Origin of the sequence: Bradyrhizobium sp. 190, assembly GCF_023073415.1 — a bacterium.
Taxonomy (GTDB): Bacteria; Pseudomonadota; Alphaproteobacteria; order Rhizobiales; family Xanthobacteraceae; genus Bradyrhizobium.
In genome coordinates this window covers 1-15,798 of record NZ_JADPJL010000023.1, presented here as the reverse complement: position 1 = coordinate 15,798, position 15,798 = coordinate 1, and the positions used below count along the sequence as shown (strand labels likewise).

Genomic DNA, 15,798 nt, shown 5'->3' with positions numbered 1-15,798 from the left:
ACCGCGCGCTGTGGTTCTGTCGCAACGGACGCTTTTATTCCGTTCGTCCGCCGCGCCCCTGTCGCGGTCAATTGTCGCAATTAGTGACGACATCGCAAGCGGTTGACGGGCAGTGGGCGTGGTTTGATAATGCCGATAGCGTAGAGTAAGGTCGCCGCGGCGCGAGCTGGCATCGGCGCTATTTTGGCTGGACTGCCGTGATCTGGACTGCCGTCATTATGAAAATCCGCCTCGCATTGCTCCTCACATTGTTTTTTTCAGTTGCGTCGGTAGCCCCGTCGTTCGCTGCCGGTGAGCGCTATGCGCTGGTCATCGGCAACGCGAAATATCCGGATGCCGAGGCGCCGCTGAAGGAGCCGATCAACGATGCGCGCGACATCGCCGAAGAGCTCAAGCGCGACGGCTTCAATGTCGATATCGGCGAGAACCTGACCGGCGAGCAGATGCGCCGCGCCTTCGAGCGCCTGTATGGCAAGATCAAGCCGGGCTCGGTCGCGCTGATATTCTTCTCCGGCTTTGGCGTGCAGTCGAGCCGCCAGAGCTACATGATCCCCGTCGATGCCCAGATCTGGACCGAGCCGGACGTCCGCCGTGACGGTTTCAGCCTCGAAACCGTGCTGGGGGAGATCAACAGCCGCGGCGCCGGCGTCAAGATCGCGCTGATCGATGCCTCCAGGCGCAATCCGTTCGAACGCCGGTTCCGCAGCTTTTCCGCCGGCCTTGCGCCGGTGATTGCGCCGAACGGCACGCTGGTGATGTATTCGGCCGCGCTCTCGTCCGTCGTTTCCGACAATGGCAGCGACCGCAGCCTGTTCGTGAAAGAGCTGCTGAAGGAAATCCGCACGCCCGATTTGATGGCGGAAGAAACGCTGAATCGCACCCGCGTCGGCGTGACCCGCGCCTCGCGCCAGGAACAGGTGCCGTGGATTTCGTCGTCGCTCGCCGAGGATTTCTCCTTCATCCCCAGCGGCTCAGGCCCGCGGCCGGCGAGCCCGCCGTCGACTCCGGTGGCCACGGCGCCCGCAGCGCCACCTGCTCCCGCGCCTGCGCCTGCGCCTCCTGCACTCCCACCGGTGGCTGCACCGGCACCGCCGCCTCCGCCACCCGCATCGCCAAAACCGGTTGAAGCCGCGATTCCTCCGCCCCCGCCACCGGCCAAGCCGGTCGAGAGCCCGAGTCCGGCCGTGGTCGCACTTGCCGACGATCCGACCATCAAGAACCTGACCACCAAGCTGAACGACAATCCGGACGATGCGGCCGCGCTGTACCGGCGCGGGCAGGTCTATGCGAGCAAAGGCGCCTACGAACTCGCCATCAAGGACTTCAACAATTCGCTGCGGCTGAACCCGAAGGATGTGGAAGCCTTCAACAACCGATGCTGGGCGCGCACGGTGATTGGCGACCTGCAGGCGGCCCTGAAGGATTGCAACGAGGCACTGCGGCTGCGACCGAATTTCGTCGACGCACTCGACAGCCGCGGCCTCGTCAACCTGAAGAGTGGCCAGAACAAGAATGCAATTGCTGATTTCGATGCCGCTCTCAAGATCAACCCAAGATTGACGTCGTCGCTGTACGGTCGCGGCCTTGCCAAGAAACGCAACGGCTCGATTTCGGAAGGCGACCTGGATATTAACAACGCGAAGGCGATGGACCCCAATATCGTCAAGGAATTCGCCGATTACGGGGTGCAGTGACAATTTTTTTCGATGAAGGCTGACGGCCCCTCGAACCCTGTGGCGGGGCGTCCAGACTAAAGTAAAGCAGCCGGCCGCGATCCAAGGGTCCGGCGGCCCAATTTGGATGACGTTGGAACCGCGTGGGAAGCCCGCAGGAGGGGACTGGAATGGCAAACATCTCGGCAGCGAAAACCTTTACGGCAATCGTCTCGGTTGCGACGCTCGGCGCTGCAATTTCCTTCAGTGCGGGAACTGCTCTGGCCCAGGACAGGAACGTCACCGAGGATCAGATCATCCGCGCGCTGGCGCCGGAAAAGAAGCCGCTGACCCGCGGCCTTTCTACCGGTCCGCAGACCACCGTCGACCCCGCAGTAGCCGCCGCCGAGGGCAAGTTCGTCCAGAAGTTCCGCGGTCGCTCCACGCGTTCGCTTTCGACCGCCGAACGCGAGGAGATCGCCGCCATCGTCAAGGACAAGCCGAAGATCGATCTGGAGATCAACTTCGACTACAACTCGGCCGATATCAGCACGAAGTCGCTGTCGTCGGTTCAGGCGCTCGGCCGCGCGCTCACCAACAACGACCTCAAAGGCTCGGTCTTCGTGGTCGCAGGCCACACCGATGCGGCCGGCGGCGAGGCCTATAACCAGGATCTCTCCGAGCGCCGCGCCGACGCGATCAAGCGCTATCTCGTCGACAAATATGGCATCAACGGCACCGATCTCGTCACCGTCGGATATGGCAAGAGCAAGCTCAAGGATCCGGGCCAGCCGATGGCGGAAGTGAACCGCCGCGTTCAGGTCGTGAACATGGAAAACAAGACCACGGCGTCGAACGCTTCCAAGTAAGGACCTGCAAATAAGGCCTTGCAAGCAAGGGCGTGGCGCCGACCAATAGTTTCCGGCTACAATACGTCCCGCAGCACCCGTGCGGGACGTATTCGTTTTGGGCTCCATTGCAGGTCATCGGCCGGCCTGATGCGCCCTGTTTGATTTGACTTCCAGTCTGGATTGATCGGCGATGAAATTCTCCGAATACCTCAAACCTGCGCTCGGAACGGCTTTCGTTGCCGTTGTTGCCGTCGGCTACTACTGGTTCGAGCACCGTCCGCGCGCGGAAGTAAAAGACACGCCGGGCCAGGCCACGGTGATCGTAACCAAGTCCACCAATGCCTGCTTCTCCGACATGGTGCGGGTCACCGGCTTCATCGTGCCGCGCCGCGAAGCGCAGGTCGGCGTCGATCAGGAGGGCTCCCGCGTCACCGACCTGTTCGTCAAGGAAGGTGACACGGTCACCGAGAATCAGGAACTGGCGCGCCTTACCGCGCCGCCGCAGATACCGGGCGCTCCCGCCGGCCGAACGGGGCCGATCTCGCTGCGCGCCCCCGCCGCCGGTCTCGTCACCGAGGTCAGGACCGCGGTCGGCGCTCCCGCTTCGCCGCAGGCAGGCCCGATGTTCCGTATTTCAGTGAACAATGAAATCGAGCTCGAGGCCGAAGTGCCGAGCGTTCATCTGCTCAAGCTCAATCCGGGTGCCACGGTGCGCATCAGCCGTGACGACGCGCCCGATGTCGTCGGCAAGGTCCGGCAGATCGCGCCGCAGATCGACCGCAACACCCAGCTCGGCAAGGTCCGGATTTCGCTGAACAACAATCCGTCGCTCAAGGTCGGCATGTTTGCCCGCGCCAATATCGACGCCAAGCGCTCCTGCGGCGTCGCCGTTCCGCGCACCGCCATCGACCGCCTGACGCTGCAGGTCGTAAAAGGCAACACCATCGAGACGCGAAAAGTGCGCGTCGGCCTGACCTCCGAAACCTCCACCGAAATTCTTGAAGGCCTCGACGTCGGCGAAACCGTCGTGGCCGATGCTGGCACCTCTTTGCATGACGGCGACCAGGTCAAGACCATGTTCGCCGATGAACTCGAGCGCACGCGGGCACGCTAATGGCTTTGAATATCTCGGCATGGTCGATCCGGAACCCACTGCCTTCGATTGTCTTCTCGATCATCCTGCTGGTGCTGGGCTGGGTCAGCTTCACCAAGCTCGCGGTGACGCGGCTGCCGAGCGCCGACATTCCGGTGATCTCGGTCGCGGTAGCGCAATTCGGCGCGGCCCCCGCCGAGTTGGAGAGCCAGGTCACCAAGACCATCGAGGACGGCGTATCGGGCGTCGAGGGCGTGCGGCATATTTCGTCGTCGATCACCGACGGCCTATCGGTGACCACGATCCAGTTCGCGCTGGAGACCAATACCGACCGCGCGCTCAATGACGTCAAGGACGCAGTCACCCGCGTACGTGCCAACCTGCCGCAGAACGTCAACGAGCCGCTGATCCAGCGCGTCGACGTGATCGGCCTGCCGATCGTCACCTATGCGGCGATCTCGCCTGGCAAGACGCCGGAGCAGCTTTCCTATTTCGTCGACGACGTCGTCAAACGCGCGCTGCAGGGCGTGCGCGGCGTTGCGCAAGTCGAGCGTATCGGCGGTGTCGAGCGCGAGATATTGGTGTCGCTCGATCCCGACCGGCTGCAGGCCGCGGGCCTTACCGCCGTCAATGTCAGCCAGATTCTGCGCGGCACCAATGTCGACCTTGCCGGCGGCCGCGCCGAAATCGGCAAGAACGACCAGGCCATTCGCACGCTGGCCGGCGCCAAGACGCTCAACGAGCTCGCCGGCACCATGATTCCGCTGTTCGGCGGCGGTGAGGTGCGGCTCGACGACCTCGGCACCGTCACCGACACCATTGCCGATCGCCGGACCTTCGCCCGCTTCAACGGCGAGCCGGTGGTGGCGCTCGGCATCAAGCGCTCCAAGGGCGCCAGCGACGTCGTGGTTGCCGCCGCCGTGCAGAAGCGAATCGATGCGCTGAAGGTCGCCTATCCCGATGTCGATCTGAAGCTGATCGATACCTCGGTCGACTTCACCAAGGGCAATTACGATGCGGCGATCTCGACCTTGTTCGAGGGCGCAATCCTTGCGGTGATCGTCGTGCTGCTGTTCCTGCGCGATATCAGAGCCACCATCATCGCCGCGATTTCGCTGCCGCTGTCGATCTTCCCGGCGTTCTGGGCGATGGACCTGCTCGGCTTCTCGCTGAACCTGGTCTCCTTCCTCGCCATCACGCTGTCGACGGGTATTCTGGTCGACGACGCCATCGTCGAGATCGAGAACATCGTGCGCCACATGCGCATGGGCAAGTCGCCCTATCGCGCGGCACTCGAAGCCGCCGACGAAATCGGCCTTGCCGTGATCGCGATCTCGCTGACGATCATCGCGATCTTTGCTCCGGCCAGCTTCATGTCCGGCATTGCCGGGCAGTTCTTCAAGCAGTTCGGCATCACCGTATCAGTCCAGGTGTTCTTTTCCTTGCTCGCCGCGCGGTTCGTCACACCGGTGCTCGCGGCCTACTTCCTGAAGGATCACCCGCACGAGGACCCGCCGCCCGGGCGCATTCTGCAGACCTACACCAAGCTCGTCACCTGGTCGGTGAAGCACTATTTCATCACCGTCCTGATCGGCTTCGGCGTGTTCGCCGCCTCGATCTGGAGCATCACGCTGCTGCCGCAAGGCTTCCTGCCGGCGCAGGACACCGCGCGCTCGCTGCTGGCGATGGAGCTGCCGCCGGGTACGCAGCTCGCCTATACAGAGAAGGTAACGGAAGAAATCGTCGCGCGCCTGCGCAAGCGCCCCGAAGTGAAGAGCATCTTCGTCGACGGCGGCCGGGTGCCGCCGGGCACGCTGGAAGTGCGCCGCGCCGCGCTGATCATCAACTACACGCCGAAGGGCGATCGCAAGATCACCCAGCGGCAGCTCGAGCTCGAAATCGGCCAGGAGCTCGAAAACGTTCCTGACATTCGCTTCTGGTTCCTCGACGAAAACGGCCTTCGCGCGATTTCACTGGTTGTGACCGGCGTCGACAGCAATATCGTCAACAACGTTGCCAGCGAGCTGGCGACGCAGATGAAGCGGATTCCGATCATCGCCAACGTGATCTCGGAAACCTCGCTCGATCGGCCTGAGCTTCGCATCCGGCCACGCGCCGAACTGGCGGCGCGGCTTGGCGTTTCCACCGAGAGCCTGTCGCAGACGATCCGCGTCGCCACCATCGGCGACGTCGGGCCGGCATTGGCAAAATTCGACGCCGGCGACCGTCAGGTGCCGATCCGGGTGCAGCTCGAGGACGGTGCGCGCAGCGACCTGCAGATGCTGCAGCAATTGCGGGTGCCACTCGGCCAGCGCGGCGAACGCGGCGGCGTGCCGCTATCCGTCGTCGCCGACATTCAGCTCGATCAGGGCCCAACCAGCATCAACCGCTACGACCGCGAACGGCAGGCGACCGTCGCCGCGGATCTCGTCGGCAACGCAGCGCTCGGCGACGCCACCAAGATGATCTACGACCTTCCGGTCATGAAAAGCCTGCCCAAGGGCGTGAAGGTAAGTCCGTCGGGCGACGCCGAAAGCCTGAACGAATTGTCGGAAGGCTTTGCCACCGCCATCACCGCCGGCCTGATGATGGTCTATGCGGTGCTGGTGCTGTTGTTCGGCACCTTCCTGCAGCCGATCACCATCCTGTTCTCGTTGCCGCTCTCGATCGGCGGCGCGATCGCAGCCTTGCTGCTCACCGGCAAGCAACTGACCACGCCGGTGTGGATCGGCATCCTGATGCTGATGGGCATCGTCACCAAGAACGCCATCATGCTGGTCGAATTCGCGGTCGAAGCAATCCGCGAGGGCAAGAAACGCGAAGACGCCATGATCGACGCCGGCATGAAGCGCGCGCGTCCGATCGTGATGACGACGATCGCGATGGCCGCGGGCATGATGCCTTCAGCGCTGGCGTTTGGCGCCGGCGGCGAATTCCGCTCGCCGATGGCGCTCGCCGTGATCGGCGGCCTGATCTTCTCCACCATCCTGTCGCTGGTGTTCGTGCCGGCAATGTTCATGGTGATGGACGATCTCGGCGCGCTGTGCTGGCGCTGGGGGCAGAAGCTGCTGGTCTCAAGCGGCGAGCCGGAAGAAACTGGTCACGGATCGGATCATCACGAGCCGCCCGCAAAAGGGCCGCCCTCCGTACCGCCAGCGATGTCGCCCGCGGCGAAGTGAGGGAGGGGGCGGCACGCACTTGGGGTAAAGCCGGCTACCGATCGTTCTTCCATGATCTTCGAGACGAGTGCCGGATGTGCAGAATTTCTATCGCGTCTCGTACCCGATAGAAGATCTTGTAGGGATAACGGACGACAAATATTACCCGCACGTCGGGATCATCCGTCCGATAACCGCTGTGTGGATGGTCTTTGAGCTGGGCTACTGCCTCGCGAATGCTTGCCGCTACGTTCCTCGCACCGCCAGCAGATCGTTCTCTCAAGTATTCAATTATTCGCTCTCTGTCGGAGAAGGCAGCGGGCGTATAGCGTATCTTCATCCGTCGTGGCGCTTGTCGGTTTCGGCGATGATTTCGTCCGACACGAATTCTCCGCGATCGGCCTCAGCCAACCCTCTCCGGACCGCCGCTCGCTCATCGTCTGACATCGTATAGACGCCGGTCCGACGCGCTTCGATTTCGCGGGCGTACTCGGCGAGTTCCTCCTGGTCCTCCTGGGGCCAGGTCTGGGCATGCTCGATCACTTCCTTGAGTATCCTGTTCATGCGGTCACCATACCACAGCAGGTCATGGTTGACGACGGAGAGAACCTCACTCGTTCCTTGCCACCGCCGTCAGCTTGGTCATGTTCTGCAGTAGGATTCTTCCGCGCTGCAGATCGAGAATACCGTCCTTGCGCCAGAGCTGCAGTTGACGGTTGACGCTTTCGCGCGCGGCGCCGACGAAGACGCCGAGTTGCTCCTGCGAGATGTGCACTTCGGAACCGAAGTCAGAGGCCAGCGCACAGAGCCTTCGCGCCAGGCGGACCGGCAGCGGCTGCAGCACGGATTCTTCCATCCGCTCGCTCTGCCAGCGGATGCGCTGGCAGAGCAGCATCATGATCTTGATCGCGACCTTGGGCTCGCGTTCCAGGAAGGCGAGGAAATCCTCGCGCCGCAGCACGAACAGTTCCGACGGCTCGCCGGCGGTGGCGTCCGCGGTGCGGCTCTGGCCGTCCAGGACGGCGACCTCGCCGAACAGATCGCCGGGGCCCATGAAATTCAGCGTCAGGCGGCTGCCGTCGGAGGCGCCGGTCTCGATCCGGATCTGGCCGCGGCGGACCCCGTACAGGGCATCGCCCGCATCGCCCTTCTGGAACAGCATCTGGCCGAGGCCGAGCTGCTCGGTGTGGCAAAGACCGGAGATGCGCTGCAACTCGTCGGCGCCCAGATCCGCAAACATCGGGTTCATTTTCAAAATGACCGCAAATTCGGCCTGTTTGCTCATTGTACTATTACCTTCCAAATCGGCCCGGACCTGCCCCACTTGGGCCGTTAGCAGGATTCCAGCGCCGCCGAGTGTGTCATAAGTCACATAACTTTGCAGTACCCCCGGAATATTTTTGGCTTCTTTGGGCCCCACCCCTTTCCGGGATAAGCTCGCCTGACCGGTTGCGCCCGCGTCTCGCGCCACCGAAATAAGTGCCGTTCGCGCGGTCTGGAATGTCGATATGAAAGCACTGAAACTTGCCGGCGCCGCCATTGCCGCCGTGATCGTCGTCATCGCGCTGCTGCTGGTGATCGGCATCCCGTCCGGCTTCCTGACGGCGCAGATCCAGGAACGGGTCGAGCGCGAGACCGGCTACAAGCTCGCCATCAATGGCGGCGCCAAGATCGGCCTGTGGCCATCGCTCAACATCACGCTGAACGATGTCACGCTGCAGGATCCGAAGGACCGCGACATCAACCACCGCTTCACGGCCTCAAGCATAGAGGCGGACGTGACGCTCGCGAGCCTGTGGGCAGGCAAGCCGTACATCACCGAGCTCGTCATCGTCCGCCCGGTCGTGAACTTGCCGCTGCGGCGCGAGCGCGTCAGGGAGGCCAGTCCTCCCTCGAAGCCTGCTGCCGGCAAGGCGGCTGACGCCTTTTCGATCGAGCACATCAGCGTCACCGGCGGCACCATCGTGTTCTCCAACCTGCGCGACCGCGTCGAGAACAGGATCGAGACCGTCAACGCCGACGTCACCATCGATTCCGACCGCAAGGTCGTGGTGTCCGGCAGCGCCCGCCGCAACGGCTATCCGCTGAAATTCGAGATCAAGGCGGCGGCGCCGGCGCCGCCGATCGAGCGGCAAAATATCCCGGCCGAGATCAAGATCGACGCGCCAGACCTGTTGCGCGCCCCGCTCACGGCCAAGGCCGAAGCCCGCCTCAACGGCTCGGTCGTGATGATCAACGGCGTCACCGGCGCGCTCGGCGATGCCGCATTCAACGGCTGGGCCTCGGTCGATCTGTCGAGCAAGCCGCTGGTGAAGCTCGACCTCGATTTCCAGAAGCTCGCGATCGCGACGACGCGCAGCACCGGCAGTTCGTCGGCGCAGCCCTGGAGCAGTGCGCCGATCGACATCAACGGCCTCAACTATATCGACCTGCAGGTGCGCATTTCCGCGGCCGAGCTCAACGTCGGCGACGCGCGCTTCACCCCCGCCGCGATCGACGCCACGCTCGCAAGCGGCGTCCTGAAGGCGCAGGTTTCGAACCTCGGTGCCTATGAGGGCAACGCCAACGGCGATCTGACCGTCGACGTTTCCACCGCCAATCCCACCTACGCGATGCGGGCCGACCTTGCCGGCGTACGCGCGCTTCCGCTGCTGCAGGGCCTGGCGGATTTCGACAGGATCGACGGCAAGATGCAGGCGAAGCTCAGCGTGCGCTCCTCCGGCACCAGCCAGCGCGCGATCATGTCGAACATGGCCGGCACCGCCTTCGTCGTATTTCAGGACGGCGCCATCAAGGGGCTCAACGTCGCGCAGATGATCCGGTCGCTGACGGCGAGCACCTTGTCGGGCTGGCAGGAGAGCGAGGAGAAGGCGACGGATCTCTCGCAATTGTCGGCGTCGTTCAAGATCGACAAGGGCCAGGCGCAGACCACCGATCTCAATCTGGTCGGCCCGCTGGTCAAGATGACCGGCGCAGGCACCATCGACCTCGGCACCAAGCAGATCGGATTCCGCGTCGAGCCGAAGCTCGTGATGACCACCGAAGGCCAGGGCCGTGTCACCGATCCGGTCGGGCTCGGCATTCCCGTGATGATCTCGGGCCCGTGGGGCGCGCCGCGGATTTATCCGGAGATGCAGGGCATCCTCGACAATCCCGACGCCGCCTATGCCAAGCTGAAGGAAATGGGCAAGGGCCTGTTCGGCCAGAACGGCGCCGGGCTTGGGGCCGCGATCGGCAGCCTGCTTGGCGGACAGCCGGGCACGGCCGGCGGACAACAAGGCGGTGCCGGTGGACAGGGCGCGGCTGGTGGCCAGCAGCCGACTGGTCCGCTCGGCGGCCAGCTCGGCGAGACCATCGGCAATCTCTTGCAGCAGGGCCTGAGCGGATTGAATCAAGGCGGCGCCGGTCAGAGCCAAGGGCAAGGTCAAGGCGGTGCGCGGCCGGGCGGTCAACGGAGCATCCCGAGCCGCACCTCGCCCGCCGAGGCGCCGACCCAAGCCGCTCCCGACGAGCCCGCCCCTCCGGCGCCGCCGAGCGATACGACCGCCGAGCAGGACAGTCAGCCAATGAACGAGGTCTTGCGGCAGCTTTTCAATCGGTGAGGCTCCCTCTCCGTCATGGCCGGGCTTGTCCCGGCCATCCACATCTTTGCTGAGGCGATCGAAGGGCGTGGATGCGCGGGACAAGCCCAGGCATGGCGATGAATCCTGCGATTCCTGCCCTAAATCAGGGCTAACCATGTTGGCGGGCTCACAGCCCCTCCCCCCAATTCGTGCTAAACAGGCCCCTATGCCGGGGCTGCCGAGACAGACCGGCGCCAGTGACAAACCGATGCGCGCGCAGGCCGTGGCGCACGAGGGTCCGGATGAACGAGGTCAAGGACAGAGCAGGGTTCCTGCGCGAAGGCCTGTTCGCCAAATACGTCGTAGCCCTGGTCGGCCTCGTCGTGTTCGTGCTGGCGGTCAACGGCGCGATGGAAATCTGGATCACCTATCGCGGCATCAAGAGCTCGGTTAGCGACGGCATGAGCGAGAAGGCGGAGGCGACCGCCAAGCGAATCCAGCAATCGCTGTCCGACCTCGAGCGGCAGATTTCCTGGGTGACGCGCGCCAGCGCTACCAAGATCACCGAAGCCGCAACGCTGGAGCAGCACCGCGAAGACTATGCGCAACTGCTGCGGCAGGTGCCGCAGGTCAGCCAGCTCTCGTTCCTCAACGGCCAGGGCCGTGAGCAACTCCGCCACACGCGCCAGACCGTCACGCTCGGCAGCGGCGCCGATTTTTCCCGCAGATTCACCGAGACCATCTCGCGCGGCACCAGTTTTGCACCGGCCTACTTCCGCGGTGAGCGGCCGTTGATGTCGATCGCGCTGTCGCATGCCGATGGCAGCACCACCGTCGCCGAGATCGACCTTGATTTCCTGTCGGAGTTTTTGATCGATGCCCAGGTCGGCAAGGTGGCATTTGCCTATATCACCGATTCCAAGGGTGACGTGCTGGCCACCTCCTCGAGCGGGCCCGAGGTCGGCAAGAATCTGTCGAAGCTGCCGCAGGTCTTGGCCGTCAGCAAGCCCGGCGGCGTGGCGCCGGCATCGGGCAAGGATGACAGGGGCAACGCCGTTCTGACCACGTCGAGCCTGGTGCCAAAGCTCGGCTGGCATGTGTTCTTCGAACAGGAGACCGCGCAGGCGTTGACGCCGATCCGCGATCAACTGATACGGATAGCGCTTTTGATCGGATTAGGCCTCGTGGTCGCGATCATCGCCGGCACCATCATGGCGCGGCGCATGCTGGTGCCGATCACGGCGCTGCAGGCCGGCGCCAGGCGTCTCGGCGCCGGGGATTTCGGCCACCGCATCGAGGTGAAGACGTCGGACGAGCTGGAGGAGCTGGCCAACCAGTTCAACGGCATGGCCGGCCAGCTCGCAGAGACCTATTCGAACCTTGAATCCAAGGTGAAGGAGCGCACGCGGGATCTGGCGCAATCGATCAACGAGCTCAAGGTGCTCGAGGAGGTCGGCCGCGCGGTGGCCTCCTCGCTCGATCTCAACGCCGTGCTGCCGACGGTCGCCGCGCGCGCGCTGGAAATCACCCATGCCGACGCCGTGCTGATCTACGGCTATGACGCCGGCAATCACCAGTTCAGCCTCGCCGAATCCATCGGCATCGACCAATCGGCCGAAGGCCACCACCGCGCCATCAACGCCGACAACTCCCCGCTCGGCGTGGCCGCCACCACGGGCGAGCCGATCGCCATTCCCCAGCTCGGCGCGACGCCCGAACATCCCTTGCGCGACGTCGCGCTCGAAGCCGGCTTCAACTCCGTGCTGGTGGTGCCGCTGGTCGACCAGACCGGCATTCTGGGCTCGCTGGTGGTGCTGCGGCAGAACGCCGGCGATTTCTCCGACAACCTGATCGGGCTGATGAAGACGTTTGCGCACCAGGCGGTGCTGGCGATGCGCAATGCGCGGCTGTTCACCGAGGTGGACCACAAGAGCCGCGAGCTGTTGGCTGCCAACGACATCGTGCGCGAGCAGGCCGACAAGCTGCAGGAGCAGACCGACCAGCTCAGGGACTGGAATCGCTCGCTGGAGGAGCGCGTCGAGACGCAGCTCGGCGAGATCGAGCGCATCCGGCGTCTGGAGCGCTTCCTGGCGCCGCAGGTGGCACAACTGATTGCCTCCTCCGACGGCCATGAGGGCCTGCTCGACAGCCATCGCCGCGAGGTGACGGTGGTGTTCTGCGATCTGCGCGGTTTTACGGCGTTCACCGAGACGACCGAGCCCGAGGAGGCGATGAACGTGCTGCGTGAATATCACGCCGCGCTCGGCGAACTCATCTTCAAGTATGAAGGCACGCTCGATCGCTATGCCGGCGACGGCGTGATGATCCTGTTCAACGCGCCGATCCAGTTCGACGACCACACCGCGCGCGCCGTTCGCATGGCGGTCGAGATGCGCGACACCATCGGTCAACTCACCGAGAAGTGGCGCAACCGCGGCCACAATCTCGGCTTCGGCATCGGCATTGCGCTGGGCTATGCCACGCTTGGCCAGATCGGTTTCGAGCAGCGGCTGGAATACGCCGCGATCGGCAGCGTCACCAATCTGGCATCGCGGCTGTGCGATGAAGCCAAGGCCAACCAGATCGTGGTGAGCAGGCGCGTCTACGGGATGGTCGAGCCATGGGTGGAAGGGCGGCCGATCGATGATTTGAATTTGAAGGGATTCAATCATCCGATTCTTGCGGCGGAGATCATGAGCTGGCGCGAGGCGGTCGACAATGTCGTCGATGCGGCGGCGGCGCGAAGGAAGAAGATGCAGTAGTCGATCTTGTAGGGTGGGCAAAGCGAAGCATGCCCACCATGCAACGTCGCGCTGGAGAGAGATGGTGGGCACGCTTCGCTTTGCCCACCCTACGGCTCTACGGCTCTGCCCTTATGTCAAACAACCCGGCACGTTCTCTCCACCGTCAGTGCCAACTGGGCTGCTGCATTCGCGCGCGGGTCTGCGCCAATTCTTCGAGCCTGCTCTCGATCTCGGAGCGGCTCATCGCGATATCCTGGAGCTGGCGGTCGTCGAGCCTGTGCAGGGCTACGCGCGCGGCGTGGCGCTCGTGGCGCGCGATCACCGCCGCAAGGAAGCGGTTGACGAGACGGCGCAGGCGCGCCAGCCAAACTGCAGTTCGCCAGGCAAATGGCCTGGTGGCGGAGGTCGGAATGGTGGTCAGCATCGTCATGGCGATATTCTTTCAAGAGTAGCCGGAACCCGGTGAGCTTGACGCCTACCTTTCTATCGAAGGCCTGCTGCCAGCATGGTGTCAGCAGCGTTCGGCGCGGCGACGAGCACCGGACACGGCTGCGTGACAGATCAAAATGAGGAAGCGATGCGCACCGATCGCCGGCAGGACCAGCCCGCTGGCGATGCAAGGCCGACAGCGCGTCAGGCCACCTTTCCGCCGGCCGCGAGATCCTTGACGGCTTCCGTGGTCGACGACTGACCGCCGATGCCCCAATCGCCGCTCGGGACCGCAGGATCCGCTGCCGGCCAGCGCGCGCCTTCGCATGGTCGAGCGCGCCCGCAAGCTCGCTTTCGATTTAACGGCGGCCTTCGTCGAAGAGAACGTCGCGGTCGCAGCGGCCTCGCTTCGCGTTCCTGTTTTCTGGCGGGCTGTCGCCCTATCTCACCCAACGCATGGTGCAGCGGCTCGGTGCGATCATGGATGGCGCCGAGGTCCGGCATTTGCCGGCCGCCGGCCATATGCTCCCGCTCACTCATGCGTCATCTGTCAATCCTGTGATCGCGCGGCACATCGCCCGTGGGGATGACCGGGCCGGCGGAGCCCGTCAGCCTGGCGGAGGGGTGACATTCTTGGCGCTTGGCTGCGAGGCGCGCTTTCTGATATCCAAGACCCTGAATTTGAGAGGGAATTGCCGATGCCCGCCTTTGCCGCGCGCGACCTTGCGCCGAAGCTCACTGCCCTGATTACCGCGGGCTTGCTCTGCCTTTCTCCTGCCCTCGCCGCCGAAGAAGAAACTCCCCCGAAGGGCGCCGCGGTCACCGTCCTCAAAGCCGCCAAATCCTGTTTCGCCAACATCGTCGAAGTCTCCGGCACCATCATTGCGCGCGAGGAGACACAGGTGCGCCCCGAACGGATGGGGCTGAAGGTCGCCGAGGTGATGGTGGATGCGGGGGACAGCGTTACCGCGGGGCAGGTGCTGGCGCGGCTGACCCCCCCCGAGGGCGGGCAGATCACGGTGCAGGCGCCGGTGGGCGGGGTGATCTCGGCCACGACGGCTTCCGTCGGTGCGATGGCGTCGGCCAAGGGCGAGGCGCTGTTCTCGATCATCGCGCGCGGCGAGTTCGACCTGGTCGGCATGGTGCCGACGCGTGATATCGCAAAGCTTCAGGTCAACCAGACCGCGCGGATCAAGGTGATCGGCGCCGGTGAGGTCGATGGCAAGGTGCGGCGGCTGTCGACCACGGTGGAGCCGAACAGCCAGCTCGCGCAGGTGTTCCTCGGCGTCACCACCAACCGCCGCCTGCTGGTCAATTCCTCAGGCCGCGCGCAGATCAAGACCGGGCAGAGCTGCGGCGTCTCGGTGCCGCTCACCGCCATCCTCTATGGCTCCGCCGGCACCGTGGTGCAGGTGGTGCGGCGCGCGCGCGTCGAAACGCGGCGGGTGGAGACGGGGCTGATGTCGGCCGGACAGGTCGAGATCACCTCGGGGCTGACTGAGGGCGACATCGTGGTGGCGCGCGCCGGCGCGCTGCTGCGCGAGGGCGACCCGGTGCGGGCGGTGACGGCGAGCGCGGACGGGAAGTAGGTGCGGGCGGCTGCAACTCTGCCGTCGACCCTGCGAAGGCAGGGGCCCATAGCCACCGGCGCTGGTTGTGTGATAAGTTATAGCTACCGCGTCTCATCGATAGATCACGCGGTATGGGTCCCTGCGTTCGCAGGGACGACATCAGTGTTTCGCGCATGTACTACGTTTACATCCTCGCGAGCCGGCGTCACGGCACCCTCTACATCGGCGTGACCAATTCTCTCGCGAAACGGATGGAGCAGCATCGCAATGGCGAAGGCTCCTCGTTCGTCAAAACCTACGGCGTTTATCGCCTGGTTTATGTCGAGGCATTCGAGCGGCCGGATGAAGCGATTGCGCGTGAAAAGCAGCTCAAGCGCTGGAAGCGGGACTGGAAGATCGAGCTGATCGAGCGCGAGAATCTGGAGTGGCGCGATCTAAGCGATCTGATTGTTTGAGGATACAAAGCCCACTCCCTCGTCGTCCCTGCGAACGCAGGGACCCATACCGCGTGATCTCTCGATAGGAGCGCGGTGGCTGACGCTCTGCGTTGGTCGATTACGGTCGTGAGTTGTTGAAGCGAAGCCGTCTTCGGTCGTGCCCATTACATGGGCCGCGGCGTATGGGTCCCTGCGTTCGCACTAGCTGATTCACACATCTTTGAGGGTTTCCCACGCGGAGGCGACGCCCAAGAAGTATTGGAGGCCATGCCTGATGGTGATGGGGCCGGGTTTGGTGCG

At 64.1% G+C, this 15,798-nt stretch carries 12 protein-coding genes; 8 read left to right on the top strand and 4 right to left on the bottom strand.

Going from position 1 to position 15,798, the window contains the following annotated elements; genetic code table 11:
* The first annotated feature begins 218 nt into the window (after positions 1 to 218).
* The 4 genes from IVB22_RS15025 to IVB22_RS15010 all read left to right on the top strand — a co-directional run bounded on the left by IVB22_RS15025 (position 219) and on the right by IVB22_RS15010 (position 6,775).
* Positions 219 to 1,694: a caspase family protein gene (locus IVB22_RS15025; RefSeq protein ID WP_247518110.1), complete on the top strand. Its 1,476-nt coding sequence runs from the start codon at positions 219 to 221 to the stop codon at positions 1,692 to 1,694.
* A gap of 149 nt (positions 1,695 to 1,843) precedes the next feature.
* Positions 1,844 to 2,521 (top strand): OmpA family protein, encoded by a 678-nt coding sequence (locus IVB22_RS15020; protein WP_247518109.1) that lies wholly within the window; start codon positions 1,844 to 1,846, stop codon positions 2,519 to 2,521.
* Positions 2,522 to 2,693: 172 nt separating this feature from the next.
* Positions 2,694 to 3,617 (top strand): efflux RND transporter periplasmic adaptor subunit, encoded by a 924-nt coding sequence (locus IVB22_RS15015; RefSeq protein WP_247518108.1) that lies wholly within the window; start codon positions 2,694 to 2,696, stop codon positions 3,615 to 3,617.
* Positions 3,617 to 6,775, top strand: a complete 3,159-nt coding sequence (locus tag IVB22_RS15010) for an efflux RND transporter permease subunit (RefSeq protein ID WP_247518107.1) — start codon at positions 3,617 to 3,619, stop codon at positions 6,773 to 6,775. Before IVB22_RS15015 ends, IVB22_RS15010 begins: the two co-directional genes overlap by 1 nt.
* Before the next feature lie 34 nt (positions 6,776 to 6,809).
* On the opposite strand, the gene IVB22_RS41920 is transcribed toward IVB22_RS15010, so the two are convergent.
* Genes IVB22_RS41920 through IVB22_RS15000 form a run of 3 tightly spaced genes read right to left on the bottom strand, consistent with a single transcriptional unit; the run spans position 6,810 to position 8,039 of the window.
* A complete protein-coding gene (locus IVB22_RS41920) occupies positions 6,810 to 7,094 on the bottom strand; it encodes a type II toxin-antitoxin system RelE/ParE family toxin (RefSeq protein ID WP_374207533.1) in 285 nt (94 codons plus the stop codon).
* On the bottom strand, positions 7,091 to 7,318 hold the full coding sequence (locus IVB22_RS15005; RefSeq protein ID WP_247518106.1) for a hypothetical protein: 228 nt from the start codon (positions 7,316 to 7,318) through the stop codon (positions 7,091 to 7,093). Before IVB22_RS15005 ends, IVB22_RS41920 begins: the two co-directional genes overlap by 4 nt.
* A gap of 46 nt (positions 7,319 to 7,364) precedes the next feature.
* Positions 7,365 to 8,039 (bottom strand): Crp/Fnr family transcriptional regulator, encoded by a 675-nt coding sequence (locus IVB22_RS15000; protein ID WP_247518318.1) that lies wholly within the window; start codon positions 8,037 to 8,039, stop codon positions 7,365 to 7,367.
* 223 nt (positions 8,040 to 8,262) lie between these two features.
* Here IVB22_RS15000 and IVB22_RS14995 point away from each other — a divergent pair, with 223 nt between their 5' ends.
* Together IVB22_RS14995 and IVB22_RS14990 are read left to right on the top strand one after the other, a co-directional pair.
* Positions 8,263 to 10,356, top strand: a complete 2,094-nt coding sequence (locus IVB22_RS14995) for an AsmA family protein (RefSeq protein WP_247518105.1) — start codon at positions 8,263 to 8,265, stop codon at positions 10,354 to 10,356.
* Between the two features lie 263 nt (positions 10,357 to 10,619).
* Complete coding sequence (locus tag IVB22_RS14990; protein WP_247518104.1) at positions 10,620 to 13,079, top strand: adenylate/guanylate cyclase domain-containing protein; 2,460 nt, start codon at positions 10,620 to 10,622, stop codon at positions 13,077 to 13,079.
* 145 nt (positions 13,080 to 13,224) lie between these two features.
* Here the strand turns inward: IVB22_RS14990 and IVB22_RS14985 are convergent, their stop codons facing one another.
* Positions 13,225 to 13,491 carry a DUF1127 domain-containing protein gene (locus tag IVB22_RS14985; protein WP_247518103.1) on the bottom strand — a complete coding sequence of 89 codons (267 nt, stop codon included), beginning with the start codon at positions 13,489 to 13,491 and terminating at the stop codon, positions 13,225 to 13,227.
* 697 nt (positions 13,492 to 14,188) lie between these two features.
* On the opposite strand from IVB22_RS14985, the gene IVB22_RS14980 reads away from it, so the two are divergent.
* Both IVB22_RS14980 and IVB22_RS14975 read left to right on the top strand, forming a co-directional pair.
* Positions 14,189 to 15,079 carry an efflux RND transporter periplasmic adaptor subunit gene (locus tag IVB22_RS14980; protein WP_247518102.1) on the top strand — a complete coding sequence of 297 codons (891 nt, stop codon included), beginning with the start codon at positions 14,189 to 14,191 and terminating at the stop codon, positions 15,077 to 15,079.
* 155 nt (positions 15,080 to 15,234) lie between these two features.
* Positions 15,235 to 15,516: a GIY-YIG nuclease family protein gene (locus tag IVB22_RS14975; RefSeq protein ID WP_057848341.1), complete on the top strand. Its 282-nt coding sequence runs from the start codon at positions 15,235 to 15,237 to the stop codon at positions 15,514 to 15,516.
* The last annotated feature ends 282 nt before the right edge of the window (positions 15,517 to 15,798 follow it).